Genomic DNA, 25,537 nt, shown 5'->3' with positions numbered 1-25,537 from the left:
CTTTAAGACAGCCTTATATTTGGATCAGTCCGAGCCAGGAAGATAGGCTTGGAAAAGTTCGAAACGATGGTGTATCTCTTTTCCCACCTTTACCTTTCTTAGCTCTACCTCGAAATCCTCTTTTACTTTTTGGATCTCGTTTTTAGTTCGATTCATTGCCGATTTTTTCTCGGGTCTACCTTCCCATTTAAAAGCAGCCTCTTGTCTCATTAGTTTTTCTTCTAACTGACGTAGAGTGTTTTGGTTGCTGTTACGGATCTTGTATTCTTCCTTTTGGAATAGATCTTTGGTTTGTTCGTATAATTCTTTTTTTCTATCTTCTAATGCAAGTTCTAAGGTCTCGCAAGCCATCACAAAATATTTTTCGGTATCGTCAGGCAGTTCTGTTTGGGAAGATCGGAATCTATTCTCTCTTACTGCTTCCGGAAGATTTTCTAATACCTTAGAACTTCCGCTTCGTCGATTTACTTCCACAACGAACAATTCTTTTCTATCTAAGGAAAATTTGAATTCTACTATAAATACGAAGTATAAGAAGTTTCCGGAAGTTCTATAAAATCCTATTTTCCAACCGGATCTATCTTTTAAAAAGGATTGTACTGCTTCTTCAATTAAAGGATGGCCGAATGCTAAAAATTCCAGTCCGTCATCTGCGAGTGCAAGTTCGGAATTGAATGTAGCCTTTTTCCCTTTGTAATTGACTCCATCCAACTCATACACTTGAGGTTTTAGAGTCTTAAGTTTGAAATTCAATCGATCAGAATATTTCTTAGAATATCTAACGAAGAAAGTCTCCAAGTGTTGATTGGTAAAAGATCTTTCTTGTAGAGTAGTTTTATAATAATCTTCTAAATTAAAATCCAATAGTTTAGGAGTGACCAAGGAACCCAGTTTCTCGAAACCTTTTTTGGCGATCTTGATCCTTTGGTCGATTTCCTCTTCTACTTCTTTTAACTTTTTGTTACCTGTGACGAATCTCATGAAGCTAGAATGAAAATCCAATTCGTCTTCGATTGCTCCAAGTAACTCGTCCGAACCGCCGATAGATTCTTCGAAAAGTTTGATCTTGTTGGATAGTACTTCTAAAATTCTTTCCGCAACTGTATCTTTAGAAGCGAAGTTAAAAATAAATACATTATCCTTTTGTCCAAATCTATGGATCCTTCCTATCCTTTGTTCGATCTTCAAAGGGCTCCAAGGCAAATCGTAATTGAATAGAACATTTGCAAATTGAAGGTTACGTCCTTCTCCACCTGCTTCCGTACAGATCAAAATTTCGGAAGACCTTTTGAATTCGGAAATTGCATCTTCTTTTGCATCAGCACTTAAAGACCCGTGAAATAATGTGACCTTGTATTCGGATAAGGTGGAAGCTAAGAAGTCTTGTGTACTTCTAAACTGAGTGAATATAATAAATTTAGGATGCCCTTCTTTTTTGAGTTTCGCAATTGTCTCTTTCAGTTTCTGGCTTTTTCGATCTTCTTTGATCTTTTTGCCTAAAAGGATCAGCCTGTTTAAGGATAATAATTCTCTTCTGAGATTTGCAAGATCGGAAGGAGCGGATTCATCCAAATCGGAGACGAAGTCTTCTACACCTTCTGTTTCGTCCAAGTCCCATTCTTCTAATTTATTCCCGACTGCCTGCAAACGATGGAGACGATTCTCCAGCATGAACTTACGTTTGGACAATGCGGAAAGAAGTGCGAACACTGAGGAGTCCAATAATTTCTGGAAAACGATCATCACGAATCCGATTGCCCTGTTTTGGGTTCTCATCGCAAGATTATACTCTCTGCGGACATATTCAGTGGTTTCATTATAGAATTGTCTTTCTACATCGGATAATTCTATCTTAACCGTTTTGGCGAATCTTTTAGTGAAGCCGCCAACTTCTACTTTTCTGCGTCTTAAAAGGACCTTGGAGATCTTTTCTTTTAATCCGCTTTTATTCCCGAGAACATAATCGTTTATAAAAGTATGATATGGTCCGAGCAAATTCGGATCGACCAAGTGGACCAGATAATATAATTCTTCTAATTTTCCTCTAAAAGGTGTTGCGGTAAGAAGAAGCAGACATTCGCATTTTTTTGCAATCTTCTCCGCGAATAAATAGGCTCTTGTAACCTTATGATAATCTCTTCTTAAACGATGGGCCTCGTCAAAGACTACAATATCCCATTTCGTTTTCAGGATCTCTTCGGCGTATTTAGGATTTTTAATAAAGTCTACTGAAGTAATTACATGTTTGAAATTCTTCCAGTTCTTCTCTCCGCTAGCTAAGAAATTCCTACGTTTAACGATCTCAAAGTCTTCGTTAAATTTGTTTTTTAATTCCTGTTTCCATTGGACTAATAGAGGAGAAGGAGCAACGACTAAAACTTTTTTGTAACCTCTTCGAAAGATCAGCTCTTTCATAACAAGGGCTGCTTCTATCGTTTTACCGAGTCCTACCTCGTCAGCCAAAATGAATCTAGGCCGAAGAGAATTCACCACTACGAAAGTGGATTCTATTTGGTGAGGAAGAAGTCTTGTTCTTGAATTAGATAATGCAGAAAGTTTGTCATAGGCATGAGTAAGTTTTAACTCAAATGCTTGAAGACTTAGATCCAGTAATTCTGGATCTGCAAAAGATTCAGTAAATGCGGTAGGATAGGATCCTATAATTTTCAGTCTGTTAGAATTTTCAGAGACAGTCTTTCTGATATCGGAAGATGGAAAATAGATCTGAAATTTTCCGGAGTCGGAACTTTCTATCCTTCCAATTCCTAATTCTGGTTCATCCTTAAGATAACAGGAATCCCCTCTGAATCCGCTGGAAGAATCGGATTCGAAATCTAGACTGAGCTGCAAAGTAGAGTCCAAGATCAAACTCCCCTTTTTTCTCCCCAGATATATTTATGGGTCTGCAAAGAAAGACGCAGATCCGTTCTATTATTTTCTTTGATCCAATCTACAAGAATTTCAGGGGCAAGCTCTCCGAATACGGGAGAAGCCAGAAGATTTCCCTTTAATTTAAAACCGTCTATCACTTCCAAAGTTCTATCGAAATCCTTTCTATCTCTAATTACGAATTTGATCTCGTCCAAATTATCATTTCTATCCCGGACAAATTCTAAATTATCCAAGACCATTTTGTTTTCCATTCCTGAGCCAGGAAGTTTGTAATCCAGAGTGAAGACCATATTTTCCAAATCACGGATCGGTTCCGCTCCATTTGTCTCCACCCTCACCCTCGTATAAAGCCCCGAAACTTGCCTAGACAGTTTCAATTTTTGTGCCAATGTTTGGCTGAAAATCCTATTCGAATTTTCTAATGGTTCTCCGCCCGTTAGAAGTATTTGTGTAGGAGAAGAAGAAATGGATCCTATCTCCGAGATCACATCTTCTAACTCAATTTCTTTCCCCGCATTCGGAGAAAGAGCGTACGGAGTGTCGCACCAAAGTTTGCGGCTTCCGTCCATTCCGCATCTGAGAGAACACCCCGCGAACCGAACAAAAATTGTAGGCAAACCTGTTGAAATTCCTTCTCCGGAAACAGAGAGATAAATTTCATGAACGACGGATTTCATACTAAGGAATAGCTCTCCAAGGTACAAGATTTTTACCGGCTTTCCTTTCCATAATCCAGAAAAAACCGTTTATTAGAATACCAGAATGATTTTTGGCCCGATCCAGTCAAGATCGGGCTATCAAAATCCTGAAAAAAGCTTGTTGAAAGACCTATGTACGTGTAATAAATTTGGAAGCCTTTTTGAAATCAATTTTAGGTCTCGAAATTACTAGAACGTCCTTCATGAAATTTTCCTTTTTAGAAAAAATCAAAGAAAAGTCGCAATTCTTGCAATGGAAAGTGCTGATCGGTTTTTTCTCTCTTACCTTACTATTGATCATAGCAAGTTTGATCAGTTTGTATGGAATGATAGAGCTAAAGGATTCTGGAGTAATGATAGAACATACGTTTACGGTCATCGAAGAAATAGACCAATGTAAAAGTATCACTAGAGAGATCGGAATCGCGCAAGCTTATACGGAAGACGCTGCTTCCGAAAATACCAGATCCTTATTCTCCAACTTAAAGAGTGAAATTAAGATCCTTCAAAATCTCACCAAGGACAATCAAATCCAACAAGTTAGAATCCTTGGGATCTCCAACCTAATCACAACTGCTGAAAAACAACCTGGCTCTTTCGAATCCAAAAAAGGGATCATACTAATAGAAATAGCCGAATTGCTGAACAATATGCAGGAGGAAGAATTAAGACTTTTAAATAGCAGAAATGCAACCAATACTTTGCGGGGCACCAGAGTCGCTTATTCACTGCTTACATTAGTTATAGTTTCTTTTTTGGTGGTCGGGTACGGTTCTTATGCGGTTCAAAAAGATATCAAAGAAAAAAGAAGGATCACTGATAGATTGATAGAAAGTGAATCCAGACTTCTTTCCATTTTGGACAATCTACCTTCTGCATTTTGTATGATGGATCTGGAAGGAAGAGCTCTATTCCATAACCAAGTATTCGCGAACCGATTTTTAGGAAGTAAAGATAAAAGACAGGACATGGGACTGGAGAACCTTTTTGGAAGTGAAAAAGCCCAGTTCATTTCTACCATAATCACAAAGTCCTTAGAAAAACTGGGCCCTTTGGATTTCGAATTAGATCTAATCGTTTCCGACGAAGAAAAAACATTCTATTGCGTGATCGTTCCTTTAGTGGACTTAGAGGGAGAAGTTTACTCGGTCTGTGGATTATTCACAGATATTTCTGTTCGCAAAAACTACGAACATGATCTCAAAAAAGCAAAAGAAGAAGCGGAAAAAGCAAATCGAGCTAAGTCCGAATTTTTGGCAATGATGAGCCATGAGATCCGAACTCCTATGAACGGAGTGATCGGAATGACTGAACTATTAATAGATTCCAATCTAAATAAAGAGCAAAAAGAATACGCTGAGATCATCCAAAAAAGTGGAGAAAGTCTGCTCAATATCATCAATGATATCTTAGATTATTCTAAAATTGAATCCGGGACCCTGTCTCTGGAAATCAGGGAATTTTCGGTCATCGAGACTATCGAAGAAGTTTTGGATCTATTCAGATCTCGTGCCGCTCAGAAGCAGATAGATCTGGTCTATTATCTAGATCCGAATGTTCCAGATAGGATCTTATGCGATAGTCTCCGCTTAAAGCAGATCTTTATCAATCTGATCGGGAACGCATTAAAATTCACGGAACAAGGCGAGATCTTTTTATCCGCCGAGGTTTCCAAACTGGAAGGGAACCTATATACGATCTTATTTGCGATCAGAGATACCGGGATAGGAATTCCTAACGAAAAACAAAAAGAACTATTCCAACCGTTCTACCAAGTAGATACATCTTCCACCAGAAGATACGGAGGAACGGGACTTGGACTTTCTATCTCTTCTCGTTTGATAGAAATGATGGGTGGAGTGATCTGGGTAGAAAGTGAAATAGGTATTGGCACAACCTTCTCCTTTTATATCCAGGTAGAAGGTAATAACCAGGCTAAGAATAAAGAAAAAGCGGCGAACTCGGAATTGGAAAATAAGAAAGTTCTTATACTGGATGATAATCCTACTAATCTAAGGATACTTGCTTATCAGCTGCAAATTTTAGGACTTATAACCTTCTCCGCTAAATCAAAAGAAGAAGCATTAAACCTGCTTGATCTAGATATCATGCCAGACCTGGGAATCTTAGATTATAATCTTCCTGGGAATACTGGAATAGAGATCGCTCAGGAAATCCGTAAAAGAAATTTTCATTTTCCGTTAGTGCTTTTATCTTCTTCATTTTTAGATCCTAAAGATAAAGAGATCGCAGGGGAATTATTCGCAGGAGAGTTAAGTAAACCTGTTAAGAAAAAAGATATAGAAAGGATCGTAACTGAAATATTAGCAGAGGATGAGAGTGGAACTAAAGCAAAGGCAAATACAAGATCCTCTTATCTTGCCAGCCAAAAAGAAATTTTAAGTTCTCAATTTCCTTTCAAGATCATGGTAGCAGAAGACAACGAGATCAACCAAACTCTAGCCAAAAGGATTATCCAAAAATTAGGATATGAACCATTTATCGTTCCAAATGGAAAAGAAGCTTTGATCGCTCTCAGAGAAAAAAAGATCAATCTGATCTTTATGGATGTTCATATGCCTGAGATGGATGGGCTGCAAGCAACTCAGGTCATTCGAAATACTTGGCCTGTGGAATCCCAACCTTATATCATTGCAATGACTGCAGCTGCAATGCAAGGAGACAGGGACCTTTGTTTAAGGGCTGGAATGAATGATTATATTTCCAAGCCAATCGTGTTTGAAGAACTGGTCCATGTGATGAGGAAGGCGGGTAATACTCTATTTCCTAAGTCTAAGGCTTAAATAAGAACGCAGGTTTCTGTCACTTCTCCGCTATAAAAAACCATCTGAAAATCTAAGATTTCTGCCGATCTTTAAGTTTAGAGGACCTCACTCTTCCATGTCCAGGACCAGAACCATTATATTTATCTCATTCTGTCTGCTTTTTCTATTTTCTGAAACCGGGACAAGCCAAGAAGAAAAAGAAGCCACATCTTCATCTTCTGATACAAGGAAGACAGTGCTTTGGACCGGAGAAGTTCTTTCGGTTTATCGAAACAAAGGAAAGGCAAAGATCAAGATAGGTAGAAACTCTTACTTTTCCGAACGTTCTGAAGAAGAGATTAAAGGTATACTGAGCGAAAAATCGAATCTACCTTTATTCAGAAAACCTAAAATGGAAGAAATTGGTGCCTTCCAAGTAGAGAATATTGAAGTAGAATTTGGAAAAGTGGGAAAACTCACAAAACCAATTTCAATAGAACTCAGAGGAAGTTTTTCCATAGCAGAAGGTAAACCTGCCAAATTGATCAGCGTGGGACTTTTGATCGGAGCTTATGGAGAAGAAACATTCTACCAAGATCCTTCCAGATTTGATGCGACAGACATGGTCCGAAATCGTTTAGTTAAAAATATTCTTCATCCCAAAGATGGGAAAGAAATGGTGCTCGTTCATACAGGATATGAATCCAACGGGCGGATCTTATATGAACATATGGGATACTTCCTATATGGACAAGGTTCAGACCCTGGAGACGATAGTTATAATCCTAAATTTGGAGTTCCCGACAGAAGTAGCCTAGAAGAAATTTCTTCCTTTTATATTGATAAATACGAAGTCACTAACAAAGAATATAATAAGTTCTTAAAAGAGACGGGAACTCTTCCTCCGCCTCATTGGGAAAACGGGAATTTCCCAAGAGGAAAAGAATATCATCCCGTTACCAACTTAACTTATAGAGAAGCGGAAGCTTATTCTAAATGGGCCGGAAAAAAGATCCCAAGCGAATGGCAATGGGAAAAGGCGGCTAGAGGAACGGGACTCGTCTGGAGATTATTAAAGGACGAGAGTTACGAATTTATCTCCCAGCCCCAAGACTATCCTTTCGGAAATGAATTCGATTCTGCACTTTGTAATACAAGAGAAAGTGGAAGCAGAGGAACTATCTCTGTGTTTGAACTTCCTTCTAAAGGCCAAAGTCCTTATGGTGCAATCGGAATGTGCGGCAATGTTGCAGAATGGACCAGCTCTCCATATATCCCTTATCCAGGACATAGACCAAACTCCGGGAGATTTGGGAAACATCTGAAAGTGATCCGAGGTGGTTCTTATTCAGGAACCAAAGAAGAAGCTAAGGCTCATGCAAGAGATTTTGGAGGAATTCCGAATCTATTGAATGATAGAAAAGCAGGTCTTAGGTTGATCACAGAAGTGAAGAACTAAAACTTTATTAAGAGATCCTAACTCTTACTAAAATTTTATCCAAAGTTTTAGGAGAGATCCTACTAAGGAAATAACCGAATTTCTCCTTCAACTTAGAAGGAATGATCTCTCGTTTTCTTTTCTCAATTCCTTTTAAGATCTTTTTAGCCACTACTTCGGGATCTAATCCGTTTTTCTGGCCTTCATCCATAATCCCATGAGGAGTTCCATCTCCTCCCAATGCCTTAATTGAAATTTCCGTTTTTACAAAGCCAGGACAAACACTCATGACATGGATCCCGGTTTTCAAGTTTTCCAAACGGATGCTATCCATAAATCCTTGCATCGCATGTTTGCTTGCTGCATATCCGGATCTTAATTGGGTAGCATACTTTCCTTGTATAGAAGATACGGCAATCACATGCCCTTCGCTTTGGCGTAGATCTGATTCCAGTAAACGATATAATAAAACCAGAGGAAAATAATTCGTGTCCATAATTGCTCTGAAAATTTTCAGATCAGTTTCTGCCGCAGTTCCTCTCATGGAAATTCCGGCATTATGAACGAAGCCATCTACTCTTTTGAATTTTTTTCTAAATTCTTCGACCGCCTTTTTTAGATCGGATTCGGACATCACATCCGCTTGCATAACAAAAATTTTATCCGGATTGGAAGCTGAATTTTTCAGATCCTTTAAGGCCTCTTTTCTGCGAGCAATTACTCCCACATAGGCTCCTTCCTTTTCCAACTCAATGGCCAAAGCTCTGCCGATCCCAGAACTTGCGCCGGTTACTAAAAAAACCTTATCCTGAAAAAATAACCCCATCTAAAACTTCCGTAAAAGTAGGTAGAAGAATAGGTAAGAATGCTAAAAAAGCAAATCAAAACACGGTAAAATCCTTTCAGGTCTATCTCTTAGGTAAAAAAAGGAACCAGGAGAATGTATGGCTCTTTCCCAATTAAAACAAAAGATCAGATACAAAGACTGCGGTTTCCAGCGCAGGTACGAAAGCAGATACTATTGGTTTCCGGAAGAAAGTCCTCCTAGCTGCTTAATAGAAGTCAGCCAAAGAGATCCTTATCATGATATGACTTTGTACATGTTAGTGAACTTAGCCACGATGAAAATTATGGACTTAGATGTGGAAGAAGATCGAGTACCTTATGAAACATGTCCTCATGCAATCAAAACTTATTCCTATCTAATTGGAGAAGATATTTCTTATAATAAAATTATGAGAAAATTTCCGGAAGATAAAACGGTAGGGTGCCTTCATATTAACGAACTTCTACAAAATGCCGCCCAAAGCTTTTCTTCTGCGTACGCATTCTTCTTAAAAGAAAGAAATTTCCCTCCTGAATGGGATGAGTATAGAATGTACCAAGGCGACTTAGATCCAAAATCCAGAAGAGAGATCGGAAGACATTGGTGGATGAAGGACAAAGGTGTCCGAAATTCCTGTTATAGTTTCTCAGACAGGCATGAAACTCCGGACTTAAAACAGCAGGTAAAACCTCTCGACAGTATCACATCTTTGATGGTAAAAGAATTCCGCAGTGCCAGAGGAAAATAATGACCCGAAGTTTAGCGGTATTCTTTTTATCCATTTACTTCTGCCCTATATTTGCAGATGTAATTCAGAACTGTGATAAAAAGAATATTTGCTCTTCTATCGAAACAGAAAACGAAGAAACCTCGGTTTATCTCCAAGCTAAAAATCTAATCCCAGGAACACATATCACGGTCTATACTGCAATCGAGGGTTCTAAAATAGAAACGGAACCTCCGAACCCGATCTCTTTTGTGTTAACCGATTCAGAAAAGAAGAAGGTCTTAACCTTTAAAAAGAAAGAGAATACAGAAGCCCCAATTTCTATTGCAGTACTGGCAGTTGCTTATTACGGAGATCTATCCGCAAAACATGACGAGACTTATGTTTATACTCTTCCTTATGAAGGTAAATCTTGGATATCTGTAGGCTATAATAGCGGGGAAGAACATAAAGGTGGAGGTGCTTATTCTCTAGACTTTGTCCTTCCGGAAGGAACCCCACTTTTAGCAGCAAGAGATGGAGTCGTAGTAGAAACGGAAGATAAATTTACGGAAGGAAAAAGGGATCCTAAACTCATAGATAAAGCAAATCGGATCGTGATAGAACATTCTGATGGAACAGTCGCAATCTATGGACACCTAAAATCCAAAGGTGTATTTGTAAAACCTGGAGAGAAAGTAATCGCAGGACAAAAAATTGGTCTTTCTGGAAATACAGGATTTAGCACTGGACCTCATCTACATTTCGAAGTTTATAAACCGGAAGAAAATCGTAAGAAAAAAAGTTTTGCTACGATTTTCAAAACAGAATCGGAAGAAAAAGAATATTTAAGCGAGGAAAATGCTTACTGGACCCCGGATGGAAAAACTCCTCCCGGTTTTCCGATCACAAACACAGAAGAATTTTGTGTTAGTCATTCCATTCCAGATCCAGACAAAACTTCTTCTTGTCCCGACAAGCTCCAAACCAAACGTAAATTTTATCTTTCTATTCCTATCTATAAATCCGGGCCTTATACTTTTAAGGCAGAGTTCATCCACTTAAAAACTAAAAAGGTAAGTTTTACCTTTCAGGAAAAGATCCCAGGTGGGATCAATTTCGAGGCCTGGGAAATACAACCTATATTGAGTGCCGGAAAGTATAAGATCAAATTCTATCTAGAAGAAAAAGAGATCGGAGAAAGATCCTTACAAATCCTTCCTTGACCTAAATTCGCTTTCGGGTGAAAAGGATCGATCCATGTCTAATTTTATAGTAATCGGATTTTGTTTTCTGTTCGGGATACTCATCCGGACCAAAGGAAAGTTTCCTGCCGATTCTCATAAAGTTATCAATTCATTTATCATTTCAGTTTCCCTCCCTTGTATGGAGTTCGGACCTTTGCGTCATGCTTCTCTAGATGGGAATTTTTTAACATTTGCAGCCATGCCTTGGGTACTTTTTGGATCCGGATTTTTATTTTTCAGCTTTTTCGGAAAACTACTGAATTGGAAAGAAAGTACAATCATCTGTCTTTGTCTTTCCGCAGGACTCGGAAACACTTCCTTTTTAGGAATTCCGCTGATCGAATCCTACTACTCAAAAGAGGGACTTCCCACAGTTCTGATCATAGACCAACTCGGAACATTTCTGACTCTCGCCATTCCTGGAACTTATTTAGGAACCAAAGCAAGACACACACTACAATCCTCAGAAACAAAATCCTCTCTTTGGAAAACATTATTCACATTCCCTCCATTTATAGCATTACTAGTTTCTTTGGCTTCTCGTCCGATTTCTGTTCCTCCAGAGCTTGAATCTGCAATCTCAAGGATCGGAGACACTCTGATCCCATTGGCTCTTTTTTCAGTCGGATACCAACTTCCTGGAACCATTCGGATCAATTCCAAAGAACCAAATGCCGAAAATCCCAAGAGAGAATCAGACGATTCTTTTAGGATAAGAATTCCTTTGTTATTCGGCTTAGTATTTAAACTTATAATCGGCCCTGCCTTGATCTGGCTCTGTTTCGGAACATTCTTCCATTATTCAGAGAAGAATGTAGGCGAAAATTTTCTTAGAAACTTTAAGATACTCATTATGGAATCAGCAATGGCTCCTATGATTACGGGAAGTCTTCTTGCAGCAGAATGGGGACTTTCACCTAGATTAGCTGTTTCCCTAGTCGGAATTGGAATACCGCTTTCTTTTCTAACGACCTTAGGATTGTATTACCTCCTGGAGAATCAGGCGTGGACTGGAACGATCTTTTTCGGGCAGTAAAAACAGGTAACAACGGAACCCTTCGCGCCTTATTATCAGAGGCTGCGACAAGAGATGGTTTCGCAGAAGAATTTCCTGAACTCAGAGATTCTTACGGCTGCGGACTTTTGTATTGGGCCATCAAAGAAGGAAATAAGGAAGCCACCAATCTTTTAGTAGAATATGGCTCCGACCCGAATGAGACCAGCTCTAGAGGAGAGACCGCACTACTTCTCGCGTTAGAATCTGAGAACACTGAACTCACCACAATACTCTTAGATTATGGCGCGGACCCTGAACTTAGAGACATGGATGGAAATACTCCATTAACCAGAGCAATTAGTTCGGGAACGCTAGAATTGGTAGAGATCTTATTCGATCTTCCCAATCATCCTCCAGATATAGAATCTAGAAATGGAGAAGGTTATTCCCCTCTTCTACTCGCGGTGGATATGGGTCATCTAGAGATCGCAGAATATCTGGTTTCAAAGGGAGCCGATCCTAAAAAGAAAAACTCCGAAGGAAGAACAATCCTTCACTTAACTGCACTACATAATGATTATGAAATATTGGATCTATTTTCTGAGAACAAAGAAGTTCGTTCTTTGATGGAGAATAAAGACCAAGACGGAAATACCCCACTTCTTCTTTCTGCATTGTACGATAGTGTAGAATGTCTGGAAAGATTGCTGAACCTAGGTGCTGATCCTTTGGCCAAAAACCTAAGCGGCAAAACAGCCAAAGAAGAAGCTGACAGGATGAAATTCCATCACACTCTGAAAGTTGTAAACAAGGCTACGATCACTTTGTTATTCAGAGCTTCGTCCGAAGGAAAAACGGATACTGTGGAAAAAATTCTAAGCAACGGTTACGAGGCTGAAGTTCGTGATATGCTTGGTCGCACTCCGTTACTTCTAGCGGTTAAATCTGGAAAAACAGATTTGATCGAATTATTAGTGAAGAATGGAGCTTCTCCTTATTCTACGGACAAGGAAGGAAATTCTCCTTTAGCTCTTGCAGAAGCTTCTGAAAGCCCGGCTCTACACCAGATATTTAAACAATTCCTGAATCCGGAAGAAGGAAAGTAATCAGATCCTACTTCTTTTGATGATCTTTTCAAAAAGTTCTTCTGGATCCGAGCTGACTTCTATCCATTCTCTGGTTTGAGAATCTAAGAAACCTTCTTCTACCATATGATCCAACTGTTGTAATAGTGGATCGAAAAATCCATTTACGTTCAGTATTCCGATTGGTTTGGAAAGAACTCCAAGCTGATTCCAAGAAGTGACTTCTACTAATTCTTCTAAGGTCCCGATCCCGCCAGGAAGTGCGATGAATGCGAAGGATTTTTCGTACATCAGAAGTTTTCTTTCGTGCATGGTTGGAACTAAGATAAGTTCCGTAATTTCTTTATGAGCAATTTCTTTACTGGAAAGGAACTCAGGAAGTACACCGATCACAGTACCGCCTTTTTCTAAAACGGAATCGGCTACCGCTCCCATTAAACCGGAGGTTGCTCCTCCATACACCAGCCCTATTCCTTCTGTTGCCATAAGGTGACCTAAGAATACTGCGGCTTGAAGATAACGAGGTTCCTTGCCAGGTCTGGAACCGCAGAATACACAAATGGCTGGTTTCATCTGAGTCAGGATCGATTTTGAATTAGGTTTGGCAACCTGATTTGAAAGAAGGAGCAGATCTAGGAAAGATTTTGGAGCTACCCTTGGTTCGGATAAATGATAATTTCAGTATATGGGAATTCTTGTTTTAGATCGTCTAGTAAAGTTCCCAAGATCTTATGATGTTCGGAAGGATGGGTATCCTTTTTGAATTCCAATCGAAACTCAAGAAATTTCCTTTCTCCCTTAGATCTGGCTTTAAGATCATAGATCTTCGAAACCTCGGAAAACCGTTCCGAAAGAATGTTTTGGACAATCTCTTTGTATTCATCCGAAAAGTCGAAAGCCATACCTCAAAACTTTCGATTTTGGGAAAATACTTCCTCCCTTTTTTCATTCTTACTATAAAAAAGAATTGGAGTCTTGCGTCCAAGATACTTAGTCTTTCCGTTTAAAAAGCTACGCGAAATACTGAGAGGTAGACCTTGCAGACTTTTCTGAAACTTTCCGCATCCTTATTCTTAGGCATTTTTTTATTTGTCTCCGGCCCCGTATATTCTCAAGGAAAACTACCAGATCCGGAAACTTTGGAAAAAGAAGCAGACGAGCTGGAATACCAAGCCGGTAAATCCCAGGTTCAGGCAGAAAGAAGAAGGCTGGCACTCCTCGCTGCAGAAAAGAGAAAACAAGCAGCCGATGTTAGAAACGAACTTCATGACCAAGAATTATCCAAACCTTATACCAGACCTACCTTAGATATCCAATTTGCAGCATTACAATCGACTTGGGAGTCGGAGGTATTAGCCCGGCAAAAAAATATCGGAGTAAATAACTACAATACAATCCTTTCGGCCTCTGGAGCTTATCAGAACGCTCAAACCTCTGCAGCTAATGCAGGTGTAAATCCGAACTTATTGAATGATAGTATCACAAGTTATTCAAGTCCTCAAGGCAATACTAAGACCGCCTTCCCGATCAAACTTTCTTATTTGAATACTGCCAAAACTTTCGGAATAGAATTCAATTATTTAGATCTAAAGATCAAACCTTCTTACACAACTGTGGACACGGCCTCCGTATTGTCTGCACTTGCTCCAGTCCAATATCATTCGGTTCAATACAGAAGATTAGATTATTCTTTAAACTTCGCTTGGTATATGCATACGGCAACCGGAAGGATCGGTATAGCAGTAGGAGCAAGAAACCTAGATATCACATCCAGCGAATACGGAGTGATTCCGGGAAATTACGGTTTCGGAAAATCGGAAGAAAAAGCAGGAGGATTAGGTCCTCAAATCGGAGTTAGGATCTTTAAGAACTTCAACGCATTTTTATTAGGACATTTTAAAGCGGATTATTTCAGGACTTTAGGACATTATAATAGAAACACGCAAGGGGTTTTGAACGGAATTGCAGGGCCTTATATTTTAGACACTGCTCCTCCGGGCGGACTGAAAGAAAACGTGCTTAGTAGAACCGGATATGAAATAGATTTTGGTCTTTCTCTACTTAGAAGCCGTTGGTTAAAATATACTTTAGGATTTCAGTATACCGAATTGATCTCGAAAGTTTCCGGTTATAATTACAATCCGAATGTTTTTCCAGGAGCGCCTGGCGATATACTATTTTTGAATCAGGTATCCAAACCCTTAGATCAAATTTCTACAGGCTCAGCCTTACAAAAAGACGTGCATGATAAATTCTATGGAATTTATCTAAGTTTAACTTTGACTATTTAAGAAGATTTAAGAATGGAAAGCGCCGCTTGAGATGCGGCGCCATTATTAGAGGAAATTAAGCTGCTTGGGTAGAAGCAACAAATCCGTTCTTTTCCAATAGATAATAGGAACCGAACAGAACGGAAACATAAGTAAAGTCTCCGAGTAGACTATATTTGAAGAAAGGAATCGCAGCAATATAACATTCTACTAATCCTTGTCCGTTCAAAGTATACATTCCGGAAGTTAACCAAACAAAGAAGTTTGTAATCACAAAGAATGAAACCGAACCTGCAAGACCAGCAATTGCCAAAGATCCAAGACCTAAACGATCTTTAATTTTCATTCCTACAATTGCATACACTACGAATAATCCGTAAATAACCGGGATCATATCGTGAAGACCGATCACTAGGTCGCTTAAAAGCATAATTCCCAAAGGAAGAGCGATCGCTAACCAACGGTTAGAGAAATAAACCCCAGCGAAAATAGAGATCGCCAAAACCGGAGTGAAGTTCGGTAAGTGAGGAAGAAAACGACTGAGAACCGCAAATACAAGTAATGCGAAAGCTACCAAATTTTTAGATAGTGACATGTTCTTTCTGGTATCCTTTTTACCCGATTTTAACATAAGAACTCTAAATTGAAAAGCACTTAGGATTAAACAGGGATTTTCGGATAGGATGTTAGGATAAATCCACCAGTCAATCTTCATTTCCGGGAAAAAGGCTGGGAATTCGGAATCGAAAATCAAGCCTAGTATTTAATGAAAGCTCCAGACCCGAAAGACTATCCAAACTCGATGGCATTTCTCCAAGACATAACTTCTAAACTTAGAAGTCCGGAAGGTTGTCCTTGGGATAGGGAGCAAACACATTCTACTCTGGTGCCTTATCTCATAGAAGAATCCCAGGAAGTGGTAGAAGCAATACTCAAAGGAAACGACGAACATACCAAGGAAGAACTTGGAGATCTATTATTCCAAGTAGTTCTTCATTCTCAGATAGCATCGGAAAGAGGTGCATTTGGTTTAGAAGAAGTTGCCAAAGACGTGGCAGAAAAACTTGTGCTACGGCATCCTCATGTATTCGATCCTGAAACAAAAGATATCTCTTCTGCGAACGAGGTAGTTGCAAACTGGGATCTATTTAAAGAGAAAGAAAAACAACTCCGACAAAAAACTTCTAAACCTAAATCCATTTTATCCGAAGTCCCAGAGACATTCCCTTCTCTATTAAAAGCAGAAAAATTCCAGAAGAAGGCAGCCAAAGCAGGTTTCGATTGGGAAGATATAAAAGGTGTAGAGGAAAAACTGAATGAAGAATTGCAGGAGTTCCTAGAAGAGATCAGAGGTATTTCCGATCCTTCTTCCAATCAAATCAGGATAGAAGAAGAATTAGGAGATCTTCTTTTTACTATAGTGAATTTGGCAAGAAAACTGGGTGTATCTGCAGAATCTTCTCTCACAAGAACTAATACAAAGTTCAAACATAGAATAGAATATATAGAAGCAAGACTTGGAGAATCGGATCGTAAATTTTCAGAAACTCCTTTGGACGAGCTGGAAAAACTCTGGAACCAAGCAAAGACTGGACTCCAAAAACAAACTCAAAATCCGTTGGAAGAAAAACAGAGTAATGTTTCAGAATTGATCCGCGGACTTTCTTCTTTTATAATCTGGAAACAAAGTCCTGAAACAGATTGGCCCAAAACATATAGTTTTTCCTACAAATCAAATGAATATTCTTTAGTATTCTCGGCGTTTGGCTCTATGACAGTATTGCCAAGTGCTGATCCCTGGGGCAGAAAAGCCCAGCCGATCTTCTACCTGAATTTATCCGAAAAGAATCCTGGAACCTGGGAAGATTTGTCTGGAAATTCTTATAAAACCCAGGAAGATATTTACGAGGCAATCGTAGGTTCAATACGCGAATATACAAAGGCCTTATCCGGCAAAGAAGAGTGAATGATCCGTTATGGGATATGCAGATATATATCAAAAGTATAAAATAAATTTCCTTAATAAAGACACGGATTTTCCAATCTAGATCGAAAGTTCTATCCGTCTCTACTACCATGAACGCGAACCAGGAAATACCCTACCAAGGCGACCTAAGAGAGGGCGCCGGTTTGCCTTCAGAAAAACTTAAAATACTAATCGTAGATACAAGCAAGGTCATACTTGAAATTATCTCCACCGAGTTCTCTTCATCCTTATTCGAGGTCCAAAAAGTATCTCTTATGGAAGAAGCAGCGCAGCTTGCTAAAAAGGATAAATTCGATCTAATCACTTTGGGGATCCATCTAGAAGGTGGAACAGGTTTCGATCTTTGTAGGGAGATCAGAAGCAAAACTAAAAAAGAAAAATTCGCATCCTCGGGAGCTAGGATCATATTTGTTACCTCTGATTTTACAGAGGAAAATAGAATGATCGCTCATAACGCAGGTGCAGACGGTTTTATAGAAAAAACCCAAGAGCTGAGTTCCTTTCAATCCACGATAGATGAGATCATAAAAGATCTGATAGAAGAGAAAAAGGCCCCTTCTCAAAAGAATCCTAGTTTAGCAAAAAGGAAAGTACTCATTATAGATGATTCTGAACTAAACCTAGTATTGTTCAGAAGATTACTAGAATCAAAAGGTGCGGAAGTCCAAACTGCAATTTCCGGAAAACATGCACTCCAAATTTTGGAAGAAAATCCTCAGGATTTCGAGGCAATTTTTACTGATATGTACATGCCTGGAATGAACGGGAACGAACTTTGTAGTATTGTCCAAAAGAATCCTGCATTCTCTCAGATACGATTGGGGATAACTTCTGCTGCGGAAGAATCTTCTTTTACTAGGGACAAGATCCCAAATGGTGTGGAATTATTTTCTAAACCTTACGATATGCAAGAGATCTGCAATTTTTTGAAATAAGGGACGGAAACCCGCAAGCAAGTTAGAGAAACTCTATCCCGACGATCACGTCCGGATGACATTCTCTTCTGATATCGCCTTCTATCTTAGGCAATTTAGAGAACCAGGTTTTGTTTTCGAATAATAGATCGATCCAATAGAAAAACAGATTCGCTTCTCCCAATTCGTTTTGGATCTTGAGTTCTCCAAAATCTTTTTTGATCTCACCTATTCTTTCGAAAGTTTCTCCATTTTTAGTTTTATAATGTATCTCCCAAGGTTCTGCCTTATAAGGAACTCCCTGAGAATTTGGTTTTCCTTGGACCAGTTTCCAGGCCTTAAGAAGAATTCTGGATACTTCTTCCGACTTTAAGGTTTTAGAATATTGTACATTCTCTCTCGTATGTTTAAATGAAAACTCTTTAGGTGCCGCTTTCCAAGTTCCGGTGATCGTCCTACCATCACAAAAGAATGCCTTCACATTTGGGCCAGAGTTTTGGCTATTCGAAGAATTGGAGGAATTAGGAGTGTCCCCTCTTGCATCCAGACTTGGTTCGTTCGGAAGAGTTGGGTCCTTAGGTAAGCTAAGCTTTTGACCAAAAATAGGTGTGATCAAAAATAAAAAAAGAAGGAGCCGCAAATGGCTCCTTCTTCTGTTTGTATCTTTAGATTTCACGGGTAAAAATCCCATTGAGATTAAAGACGCTTTTGGATAGCCTCCATGAACTGGAAGGTATCTAATTGTTTCGGGCCTTTGGTTGTGGTAAGTAGGACCAAATCCTTGGTCATCTCTCCAGCTTGGATAGTGTCGATTACCGCCTTCTCCAATTTATTTGCGAATGCAACCACGTCAGGAGTTCCGTCCAATTCTCCCCTCTTAGCAAGAGCTCCAGTCCATGCAAAGATAGAAGCTACCGAGTTGGTAGAAGTGGTTTCACCTTTTTGATATTGACGATAGTGACGAGTCACTGTTCCGTGAGCCGCTTCGTATTCGAATTTTCCGTCCGGAGAAACAAGAACAGAAGTCATAAGTCCTAACGATCCGAATCCGGATGCAACCATATCGGACATTACGTCTCCGTCATAGTTCATTAGAGCCCAAAGCATTCCGCCAGGGTTCTTAACGATCTGAGCAACTGCGTCGTCGATCAAGTAGTACCAGTATTCGATGCCCGCCGCTTTCAGCTCCGCCGCTCTTTTAGTAGAAACTTCGTCGAAGATCGCACGGAAACGAGCATGGTATTTTTTAGAAATGGTATCTTTAGTCGCGAACCATACGTTGATCTTTTCAGAAATCGCATAGTTGAAACAAGCTTCTGCGAAGCTATAGATGGACTTGTCCAAGTTGAACTGTCCCATCACAACACCAGGTCCGTCGAAATCGTTAATAGTAACTCTTTCTTTTTCTTTTCCGTCTTTAGTTGTGAAAACGATCTCTACTTTTCCTGCTTCTGGAATATAAAGCTCGGTATCTTTGTAAAGGTCACCAAAAGCGTGACGACCAACTACAATTGGTTTTTCCCAGGATCTAACTCCGGAAGGGATATTGTTTACGATGATCGGTTTACGGAAAACAGTTCCATCCAGAATGGAACGAATGGTCCCGTTAGGAGACTTCCATTCTTTTTTGAGTTTGTATTCTACAACTCGATCTTGGTTCGGAGTGATGGTAGCACATTTAACACCCACTCCGTATTTTAAAATAGCATTCGCAGAATCGACTGTGACTTTGTCGTCAGTTTTATCGCGGTATTCTACGCCTAGATCATAATAATCTAATTCAATATCAAGATAAGGATGAATGAAACGATCCTTAATTTCTTTCCAAATTATACGTGTCATCTCGTCCCCGTCGAGCTCGACGAGAGGAGTTTTCACCTTAATTTTAGCCATTGGAATTCTCCTTAGAATGTCAGATGGATTGTAGGTTTTAAACCTTAGGTTTTTCCATCTTCTAAGGACTTAGGACTTCGGGAAAGAAGGATTCTCCTTTATTTTCAAGATTCCGCTTCGGAGATAGTATAAGTTTTGGGTGGAGAAGTAATTGATAGCGACCGGGAGCGAAACAATCCCAAGGACTGAAAAATAACGATATTTTAAAGAATCTTTTCCATTCAGACCGGCGATGGACTTTTCCAAACGTAAAAGAATCCTTTTCCAGCGTTCCAAGGTGGGGAGAAGAGAAGGATTACATCCTTCGAAATAAAGACCTTCTGCGGAGCTCACAATCACATCTTTCAAATTGCTCGGTAGCGCCGGAGAACCAAACAGGTCTCTTACTTTGACTAGGTCTTTTTCGACCTCGGACTCTGTTTGTCTTGGAATAGGAAGTATAGAACTGATCCCTAAGGAGACCGGAAGAGAAAGGCGGAATAAAAAGTCAGAAGCGACTATCGAATTCAGATATCTTCGAATTGTTTCGCCCAACGCGTCGGTATGATCCAGCTGTGAATCGCTTAGATCCTTTACGGTTTGGATAGTGTACTGGCTGAGCTTGATCTTTTCTGTCCAGAACAGGCCCAGTAATTCCGTTTCCATGTGGGTAAAGAGTACAATTTTTGTCCGGCCTTTTTTGGCAATCTCTATCTTGAGTCTTGAATTCTGTTCTTATAAACCACTTATGGGAAAGGTTTGGTACCCAAGGAATAAACCTTTATATAAAGATTAGGCTCTATTCCTCTTCACACATCAATTCAACCAAGTATCCATCCGGATCCTGGAAATTCAGAAAAAGTGTCTTAGAAGATTTACGAACCCCATATTCCAATCTTTGAGAGAATAATCTTTGTTCTATCTCACGGAAACTTTTCGGATCTACTTTAATTGCAAAATCACATCCGGACCCAAATACGGGAGAAGAAGGATCATCCTTCTCGCCATAGATCGCTATATTCGATTTTCCGATACCTAAAACTTTCGCTGCTTTCTCGGTCTCCTCCTCTTGGGGGAGACCGAAAATTTCACGATAAAAATTCGCACTTACTTCCGGATCACGGGAGGTGATACCGATATGATTTACTTCCATAAACATAATTTTACTCCCTTAATTCGCGATCGATTTGATCTAACTTCTGTTGAAGTTTGTGTCTCATCTTCTCTTTCATTCTACGTTTCCAATGTGCTCTTTCTCTATGACCATGATGATGGCCTTGACCAAACCAATGTCCGCCTTTAAACAATATATGCGAAAGAACGAACAAACCTAAAGCTTGCCAGTAACTGATCTGCTTGATCCCGAAAATATCAGGAAGCAACCAGTTCCAAAGTTGCCAAACCGCATAAGCCAAACCGAAAAAGAACAACGGCATAAAGAATATGATCAGAAAAAATTTCCCTAATCTATGTCTAAACTCGCCTGAACCGTGCATGGTTTTCCTCCAAAACTCAAAACTCTTCCAGAAAGAAAACCTTCAGGTCCTTCAAACGTTTTGCTAAAAAATCCTTAGCGTAAGATTTTCGTGCCGAGAGAGTTCCTTCTGGAATTCCGGTTGCTTCCGAAATTTCTCTGAAGGATTTTCCTTCGAACACGTTTTCAACAAACGCAGATTTTTGCTCTTCAGGAAGTTCTTCAATAGCGATCGCTAATTCCTGGAGCACAAGACTTCTGTAAAATTCCTTTTCAGGTCCTGCCGCTTTATCCAGCAATGCGTCCTCTAAGAAAAACTCCTGCTCTAAACGAGTGTTAGAATACTTCCCCGCTTTTTTAAATCTGTACCAGTCCCCGACTTTATTTCGAAGAACTGCGTACACATAAGCTAAAAGATATTCTATAGACCCAGCGGAATCCAGTTCAGTTACAGCGGTTAAAAAAGATTCCTGAAGAAGATCTTCTGCTTCTTCCGGATCCGCAACCCTGGAACGAACCCATGCTAGGATTCTATCTCTTTCCCGTCTGTATATCGTGTCCAAGGATCCCAATGTGTTTCTCTTTCCTTAAAGAGGTAGTTGTTGCTATGGGATTTTCCTTGGATTTTTTTTATTAAGAATTGGTTTGAAACGGAAAAAAAATGATCCAAAAAGGAAGAATTCCGGACCAGAACCCATTCGAATTTAAAATGCTCTGCATGAAAACTCCTGAAGTTCGATTCAAAGGTCCCATGTGAGAAAGGTAAGTGTATCCCTTAGGTCCCATTTTTTTCTAAAACTCTAAATTTTTTTTCAGCCATTTCCTTCGGCCAAAACCCGTTTCCCCGGAGGATTTTATGAAGGCGAGAAGGAACAAAGATATAGAGGAACATTTCGGTTGGATGAAATTGAAAACAGACCAATTGGGTTTTTTAGGAATTATACATTCCGTAAATAGATTCTATGATTCTCTCCAAGGTTCTCAATCCAATGAACTACGTTACTTCCGAAGAAAATTGGTAAGAACTGATTTTAGATATTCTAAAATTTTTATGAAGAAGTTCGGAGATTATGAATATCTGATCTATGCTCGTATAGAAACCGAAGGAAAATCAGAATCGGACTCTTGGATACATGTAGATGGGATTAGAATGGAAAGAGACGAAATGAAAGCAAAAGGAGTAAAGGATCATCCTTCTTACGAGATCAGATGTTTAAGTGATATTTTCGAATCCTCTTGTGTACCAGCTTCCAGATCGGAAGAGGATAAGATAGATTCGGACTGTAGTTGATCGAAAAAACAAGGGAATCCGTCGTTTCGGATATAAACAAAATTTTGAAAATTGATTTCATCCGGGCAAGAATTGCTTGCCGGAGAACAAAGCTAGGGTTAGGAATTGATCCCCATGTTTTTCTCATCCGAAAATCTTTCGGCGAACAAATGTTCTTTTAAACGATCTAAAACCATTCTTTCCAAATCCATTTTAGTATTCTTACTAATATTTTACTCTTTAGGAGAATGGAAACTTTCTGCCGAGGAGACAAAAATCCAGGCAAGAAAGACAAGCAAACATGAAATGGGATTTCATCCGTACGCCCAAGAAGGTTATTTTCAAGCCTGGAACTATTCCTTTACGGATGATAAAACCTGGATCTTTGCAACATTCATAGTGAGCAATTTAGGACCAGGCACCAAAAACTGCGGAGTAAGTTTAGTCGTTTACGACAAAGAGAATGGTACCCAATTTTCCACCAGAGAATATTCAAAAGAGGAGCTCAAAGCAGAGAGCGGAAATCTAGAATTAGAAATTTATGATAGTTCAGTTTATAAAGGAGAAGCTGGACCCGAGATCAAAATGATCACGGACACTGCTGAACTTGTTATTAGTTATAAAACAGGTTGGTCCAAAGCAGTTTCTCTTTCCGGAGGAAAGATACATCTACCGGAAAAAGATAGTTTTGTACAAGCGGATATGGCATTCTCCTCTGTTCCTGCAAAAGGATATTTGGTATTAAACGGCAATAGAATGGAGTTAAACGGAAGAGGCGGAATGGAACATCTTCTTACCAACTACGAAGTATATAAGTACAGCAGACGTTGGGAATTGTATCGCTCCATAAATAGTGCAGGAGAAAGATTATTCGCAGGCGGCTTTATTGGGAATGAAAACTTTCCCGGAGAAGAAGTTCGAACAGTAAGTGCATTAGATCCTTCCGGGAAAATGTTATTCTCTGCGAAAGTCTTGAAGTCAGAAGTTTTAGAATCGGAAACGGAACCTTTTTCAGGATACGATCTTCCAATCAAAGAAAAGTTTTACTTAGATGAAAATGGTTCCTGTAGTTTAACGGTTTCTCGAAAACATACGATTGGGCAGATCTACGTTCTTTCTAATATCTCCGCAGTGCTTAGATTCTTTGTTCGATTATTTTTTACAAAACCTTACCAGCTTTACTATATAACCGATTCTAAACTGGATTGCGCCCAAGTACCGGAAGGAAATCTCCCGAAAGATAAAAACTTCCGGGGGATTTTTTCCTACTATCTGATCAATCCTTAGGTTGCAAATTCGCGACTTAGGCTTCTGATTTTTTATTACGGAGCAGAAGATTTCCGTAATATATTCCAGTTAGAACGATCATAATCCAAGGGATCAGGTTCCCATAAAGAATATAAAATCCAGGAGGAGAATCTATCACTTGGATTTGTTGCCAACTGGTTTCCGCTTTCATAAGTGAAGTGGATTTACCTTCTATAAAGTTTCCTAGATGATCCACGTAACCTGAGATCCCGGAATTAGTAGAGCGGACTAGCCATCTTCTCCATTCAATCGCTCTTAATCTTCCTAACTCGAAATGTTGGTCACTTTCAGTAGTAGTCCCATACCATTTATCATTGGTAAGATTTGCTATAAACTGAGGATTTCCGGAATCTTTGAACTTTCTCACAAACTCCGGAACAATTACTTCATAACAGATCAAAGGAAGGAAAATACCCTCGTCTTTTAATTCAGTATGAGTTGGGGAATAATAATTTCTAACAAATTCTGCATCCAACCCCTCTGTCTTTTCCCAAGTAACCGGTAAAACTGTAGGAGGATTTTCTTTAGGGATATCAGAATAATAATGTAGAAGATCGAAAGATTCTCCCGGATCGAACCTTCCGGTCTGAGGACTTAGATCATACATGAATTCGAAAGGCATTGTCTCACCGAACATTACTAAATATTGTTTTTGGTAAGCTTGCCTTCTCACTCCATTCGGATCGTATACTACGTTATTATTAAAGTATCTGAGATATTCTCTTCCGGAACTTTTGGTTTTATAAGCCGCATCAATTTCGTTAAAGAATACTGTAGCCTTGTATCTGTTCGCAAAAGACACCATTAAGGAATCGAATCTAGGCCAATAGATACGATCTCCCATTTTGATCTTTAATAGTTCCCTATTTGCAGAAAAATATGGGATCCCTGCTTCCGGCAGAATAATCAGATCAGGATTTTTACCAGCTCTTTGGACAGCGTTCTCCACCATCTTGTCCATTCTGCCCATTAGATCTTCGATTACTTCTCGAGGAGATCTTCCCCTTTCATCACGAATACTCATAGGAGCATCCGGCTGGACTACGAGAACTTCGAGAGTTTTAGTTGGAGTTACATTCTTCCATTTCAAATACAAAGTGGAACCTACGATAACGAAAAGAAGAAGTAACGCAAAGGGTAAGGTCCAGAATTTTATAAAATGGGATCTTTTATCTTTGGATCTTAAAATTTCAGGAAGGTGTAATAGATTTGTTTCAAAGAGTGTATAAGAGACTACGAATACTAAGAACGAAAGTCCGTAAACTCCTGTGATCTCCACTGTTTGAGCGAGTATGATATTACCGGCTGCCAGGTTTCCCCAATACCAAGGAAATAGTTGATAGCCGATCATATCTGCGGCCATTCCGCAAACACCTGCTACCCAAACGCTATGTTTACCTGCCCTTCTAGAAAGAAAGGAGTAAGATACTAAGAAGATAGGGAATTTAGCTCCGAATAAAACTCCGGCTAAAAGAAGAATTATAAATGCAAGAGGCCAAGGAAAATTCCCGAAGACCATTGCCATATGATGGATCCAATGGAATGCAATTGCATAGAAGAATACCCCAAATAGGAAACCGTAACCTACCAATCTCCAATATCTTCCGGAATATTTATGAGTGATCCAAAATAGACCGAAAGGTGCGATCCAAACTAAATGGCTTAGATAAAAAGGAGCAAAGGATAAGAATGTGAACGCCCCCACCCAGAGAAAACAGAAGAAGTCGAAAAACAGTGTTTTTTGAAACTCTCTAAAACGATGTAAAAAAGAATCCATTTGTACCAACG

Annotated in this window: 24 protein-coding genes; 11 read left to right on the top strand and 13 right to left on the bottom strand. The window is 39.4% G+C overall.

The window, feature by feature from the left end; translation table 11 throughout:
* Positions 1 to 24: 24 nt before the first annotated feature.
* Positions 25 to 2,862 (bottom strand): DEAD/DEAH box helicase, encoded by a 2,838-nt coding sequence (locus tag EHO65_RS10670; protein ID WP_135774149.1) that lies wholly within the window; start codon positions 2,860 to 2,862, stop codon positions 25 to 27.
* A 2-nt stretch (positions 2,863 to 2,864) separates the two neighbouring features.
* Complete coding sequence (locus EHO65_RS10665; RefSeq protein ID WP_135774146.1) at positions 2,865 to 3,569, bottom strand: 7-carboxy-7-deazaguanine synthase QueE; 705 nt, start codon at positions 3,567 to 3,569, stop codon at positions 2,865 to 2,867.
* A 224-nt stretch (positions 3,570 to 3,793) separates the two neighbouring features.
* On the opposite strand from EHO65_RS10665, the gene EHO65_RS10660 reads away from it, so the two are divergent.
* Positions 3,794 to 6,394 carry a response regulator gene (locus EHO65_RS10660; protein WP_135774144.1) on the top strand — a complete coding sequence of 867 codons (2,601 nt, stop codon included), beginning with the start codon at positions 3,794 to 3,796 and terminating at the stop codon, positions 6,392 to 6,394.
* Positions 6,395 to 6,491: 97 nt separating this feature from the next.
* Positions 6,492 to 7,814 (top strand): formylglycine-generating enzyme family protein, encoded by a 1,323-nt coding sequence (locus tag EHO65_RS10655; protein ID WP_135774142.1) that lies wholly within the window; start codon positions 6,492 to 6,494, stop codon positions 7,812 to 7,814.
* 7 nt (positions 7,815 to 7,821) lie between these two features.
* Here EHO65_RS10655 and EHO65_RS10650 read toward each other — a convergent pair whose 3' ends face one another.
* Entirely contained in the window at positions 7,822 to 8,619 is a 798-nt protein-coding gene (locus EHO65_RS10650) for an SDR family oxidoreductase (protein ID WP_135774140.1), read from the bottom strand.
* A 118-nt stretch (positions 8,620 to 8,737) separates the two neighbouring features.
* On the opposite strand from EHO65_RS10650, the gene EHO65_RS10645 reads away from it, so the two are divergent.
* From EHO65_RS10645 to EHO65_RS10630, 4 genes are read left to right on the top strand one after another with little or no spacing between them, the layout of a single operon-like run.
* Positions 8,738 to 9,367: a DUF2889 domain-containing protein gene (locus tag EHO65_RS10645; protein ID WP_135774138.1), complete on the top strand. Its 630-nt coding sequence runs from the start codon at positions 8,738 to 8,740 to the stop codon at positions 9,365 to 9,367.
* Positions 9,367 to 10,551, top strand: coding sequence for a M23 family metallopeptidase (locus EHO65_RS10640; RefSeq protein ID WP_135774136.1), 1,185 nt, complete (start codon positions 9,367 to 9,369; stop codon positions 10,549 to 10,551). Before EHO65_RS10645 ends, EHO65_RS10640 begins: the two co-directional genes overlap by 1 nt.
* A gap of 34 nt (positions 10,552 to 10,585) precedes the next feature.
* Positions 10,586 to 11,608, top strand: a complete 1,023-nt coding sequence (locus EHO65_RS10635; RefSeq protein WP_135774134.1) for an AEC family transporter — start codon at positions 10,586 to 10,588, stop codon at positions 11,606 to 11,608.
* Positions 11,578 to 12,675, top strand: coding sequence for an ankyrin repeat domain-containing protein (locus EHO65_RS10630; protein WP_135774132.1), 1,098 nt, complete (start codon positions 11,578 to 11,580; stop codon positions 12,673 to 12,675). Before EHO65_RS10635 ends, EHO65_RS10630 begins: the two co-directional genes overlap by 31 nt.
* Here the strand turns inward: EHO65_RS10630 and EHO65_RS10625 are convergent, their stop codons facing one another.
* A complete protein-coding gene (locus tag EHO65_RS10625; RefSeq protein ID WP_208744066.1) occupies positions 12,676 to 13,236 on the bottom strand; it encodes an LOG family protein in 561 nt (186 codons plus the stop codon).
* Positions 13,237 to 13,304: 68 nt separating this feature from the next.
* Complete coding sequence (locus EHO65_RS10620; protein WP_135774128.1) at positions 13,305 to 13,556, bottom strand: cation transporter dimerization domain-containing protein; 252 nt, start codon at positions 13,554 to 13,556, stop codon at positions 13,305 to 13,307.
* A gap of 135 nt (positions 13,557 to 13,691) precedes the next feature.
* On the opposite strand from EHO65_RS10620, the gene EHO65_RS10615 reads away from it, so the two are divergent.
* Positions 13,692 to 14,945 carry an LA_2444/LA_4059 family outer membrane protein gene (locus tag EHO65_RS10615; RefSeq protein WP_135774126.1) on the top strand — a complete coding sequence of 418 codons (1,254 nt, stop codon included), beginning with the start codon at positions 13,692 to 13,694 and terminating at the stop codon, positions 14,943 to 14,945.
* A 55-nt stretch (positions 14,946 to 15,000) separates the two neighbouring features.
* Here EHO65_RS10615 and EHO65_RS10610 read toward each other — a convergent pair whose 3' ends face one another.
* Positions 15,001 to 15,519 carry a DUF6580 family putative transport protein gene (locus tag EHO65_RS10610; protein WP_135774124.1) on the bottom strand — a complete coding sequence of 173 codons (519 nt, stop codon included), beginning with the start codon at positions 15,517 to 15,519 and terminating at the stop codon, positions 15,001 to 15,003.
* Positions 15,520 to 15,690: 171 nt separating this feature from the next.
* Between EHO65_RS10610 and mazG the strand changes: the two genes are divergently transcribed.
* Both mazG and EHO65_RS10600 read left to right on the top strand, forming a co-directional pair.
* Positions 15,691 to 16,890: a nucleoside triphosphate pyrophosphohydrolase gene (gene mazG / locus EHO65_RS10605; RefSeq protein WP_135774122.1), complete on the top strand. Its 1,200-nt coding sequence runs from the start codon at positions 15,691 to 15,693 to the stop codon at positions 16,888 to 16,890.
* 110 nt (positions 16,891 to 17,000) lie between these two features.
* Positions 17,001 to 17,846 (top strand): response regulator, encoded by an 846-nt coding sequence (locus EHO65_RS10600; protein WP_208744050.1) that lies wholly within the window; start codon positions 17,001 to 17,003, stop codon positions 17,844 to 17,846.
* A 22-nt stretch (positions 17,847 to 17,868) separates the two neighbouring features.
* Here EHO65_RS10600 and EHO65_RS10595 read toward each other — a convergent pair whose 3' ends face one another.
* The 6 genes from EHO65_RS10595 to EHO65_RS10570 form a co-directional block, all read right to left on the bottom strand.
* Positions 17,869 to 18,501 carry a hypothetical protein gene (locus EHO65_RS10595; RefSeq protein WP_135774120.1) on the bottom strand — a complete coding sequence of 211 codons (633 nt, stop codon included), beginning with the start codon at positions 18,499 to 18,501 and terminating at the stop codon, positions 17,869 to 17,871.
* 20 nt (positions 18,502 to 18,521) lie between these two features.
* A complete protein-coding gene (locus EHO65_RS10590) occupies positions 18,522 to 19,718 on the bottom strand; it encodes an NADP-dependent isocitrate dehydrogenase (protein WP_135774118.1) in 1,197 nt (398 codons plus the stop codon).
* Positions 19,719 to 19,787: 69 nt separating this feature from the next.
* The gene (locus EHO65_RS10585) at positions 19,788 to 20,363 is read right to left on the bottom strand and encodes a hypothetical protein (protein WP_135774116.1); all 576 of its coding nucleotides are present in this window, start codon (positions 20,361 to 20,363) and stop codon (positions 19,788 to 19,790) included.
* A 133-nt stretch (positions 20,364 to 20,496) separates the two neighbouring features.
* Positions 20,497 to 20,850: a VOC family protein gene (locus EHO65_RS10580; RefSeq protein ID WP_244243501.1), complete on the bottom strand. Its 354-nt coding sequence runs from the start codon at positions 20,848 to 20,850 to the stop codon at positions 20,497 to 20,499.
* Positions 20,851 to 20,860: 10 nt separating this feature from the next.
* Positions 20,861 to 21,193 carry a hypothetical protein gene (locus tag EHO65_RS10575; protein WP_135774114.1) on the bottom strand — a complete coding sequence of 111 codons (333 nt, stop codon included), beginning with the start codon at positions 21,191 to 21,193 and terminating at the stop codon, positions 20,861 to 20,863.
* Positions 21,194 to 21,209: 16 nt separating this feature from the next.
* On the bottom strand, positions 21,210 to 21,743 hold the full coding sequence (locus tag EHO65_RS10570; RefSeq protein WP_135774112.1) for an RNA polymerase sigma factor: 534 nt from the start codon (positions 21,741 to 21,743) through the stop codon (positions 21,210 to 21,212).
* A gap of 284 nt (positions 21,744 to 22,027) precedes the next feature.
* Here EHO65_RS10570 and EHO65_RS10565 point away from each other — a divergent pair, with 284 nt between their 5' ends.
* A complete protein-coding gene (locus EHO65_RS10565; protein ID WP_135774110.1) occupies positions 22,028 to 22,462 on the top strand; it encodes an LIC_13246 family protein in 435 nt (144 codons plus the stop codon).
* Between the two features lie 114 nt (positions 22,463 to 22,576).
* Entirely contained in the window at positions 22,577 to 23,728 is a 1,152-nt protein-coding gene (locus tag EHO65_RS10560) for a hypothetical protein (protein WP_135774108.1), read from the top strand.
* A gap of 16 nt (positions 23,729 to 23,744) precedes the next feature.
* Here the strand turns inward: EHO65_RS10560 and lnt are convergent, their stop codons facing one another.
* Positions 23,745 to 25,526 carry an apolipoprotein N-acyltransferase gene (lnt, locus tag EHO65_RS10555; protein WP_135774106.1) on the bottom strand — a complete coding sequence of 594 codons (1,782 nt, stop codon included), beginning with the start codon at positions 25,524 to 25,526 and terminating at the stop codon, positions 23,745 to 23,747.
* Positions 25,527 to 25,537 lie beyond the last annotated feature (11 nt).

Origin of the sequence: Leptospira andrefontaineae (assembly GCF_004770105.1) — a bacterium.
In the GTDB taxonomy this organism is placed as follows: Bacteria; Spirochaetota; Leptospiria; order Leptospirales; family Leptospiraceae; genus Leptospira_B; species Leptospira_B andrefontaineae.
Note: the sequence above shows the minus strand (reverse complement) of the source record. Positions and strands in the feature narration are given on the sequence as shown.

Excerpts from the sequence above, each read along its gene's own strand:
- EHO65_RS10645 (WP_135774138.1), top strand. The coding sequence starts at position 8,738 with ATGGCTCTTTCCCAATTAAAACAAAAGATCAGATACAAAGACTGCGGT.
- EHO65_RS10660 (WP_135774144.1), top strand. The coding sequence starts at position 3,794 with ATGAAATTTTCCTTTTTAGAAAAAATCAAAGAAAAGTCGCAATTCTTG.
- EHO65_RS10575 (WP_135774114.1), bottom strand. The coding sequence starts at position 21,193 with ATGCACGGTTCAGGCGAGTTTAGACATAGATTAGGGAAATTTTTTCTG.
- EHO65_RS10565 (WP_135774110.1), top strand. The coding sequence starts at position 22,028 with ATGAAGGCGAGAAGGAACAAAGATATAGAGGAACATTTCGGTTGGATG.
- EHO65_RS10560 (WP_135774108.1), top strand. The coding sequence starts at position 22,577 with ATGTTTTTCTCATCCGAAAATCTTTCGGCGAACAAATGTTCTTTTAAA.
- EHO65_RS10635 (WP_135774134.1), top strand. The coding sequence starts at position 10,586 with ATGTCTAATTTTATAGTAATCGGATTTTGTTTTCTGTTCGGGATACTC.
- EHO65_RS10650 (WP_135774140.1), bottom strand. The coding sequence starts at position 8,619 with ATGGGGTTATTTTTTCAGGATAAGGTTTTTTTAGTAACCGGCGCAAGT.
- mazG (WP_135774122.1), top strand. The coding sequence starts at position 15,691 with ATGAAAGCTCCAGACCCGAAAGACTATCCAAACTCGATGGCATTTCTC.
- EHO65_RS10580 (WP_244243501.1), bottom strand. The coding sequence starts at position 20,850 with ATGGAAGTAAATCATATCGGTATCACCTCCCGTGATCCGGAAGTAAGT.
- EHO65_RS10610 (WP_135774124.1), bottom strand. The coding sequence starts at position 15,519 with ATGTCACTATCTAAAAATTTGGTAGCTTTCGCATTACTTGTATTTGCG.
- lnt (WP_135774106.1), bottom strand. The coding sequence starts at position 25,526 with ATGGATTCTTTTTTACATCGTTTTAGAGAGTTTCAAAAAACACTGTTT.
- EHO65_RS10665 (WP_135774146.1), bottom strand. The coding sequence starts at position 3,569 with ATGAAATCCGTCGTTCATGAAATTTATCTCTCTGTTTCCGGAGAAGGA.
- EHO65_RS10655 (WP_135774142.1), top strand. The coding sequence starts at position 6,492 with ATGTCCAGGACCAGAACCATTATATTTATCTCATTCTGTCTGCTTTTT.
- EHO65_RS10640 (WP_135774136.1), top strand. The coding sequence starts at position 9,367 with ATGACCCGAAGTTTAGCGGTATTCTTTTTATCCATTTACTTCTGCCCT.
- EHO65_RS10590 (WP_135774118.1), bottom strand. The coding sequence starts at position 19,718 with ATGGCTAAAATTAAGGTGAAAACTCCTCTCGTCGAGCTCGACGGGGAC.
- EHO65_RS10620 (WP_135774128.1), bottom strand. The coding sequence starts at position 13,556 with ATGGCTTTCGACTTTTCGGATGAATACAAAGAGATTGTCCAAAACATT.
- EHO65_RS10600 (WP_208744050.1), top strand. The coding sequence starts at position 17,001 with ATGAACGCGAACCAGGAAATACCCTACCAAGGCGACCTAAGAGAGGGC.
- EHO65_RS10585 (WP_135774116.1), bottom strand. The coding sequence starts at position 20,363 with ATGGAAACGGAATTACTGGGCCTGTTCTGGACAGAAAAGATCAAGCTC.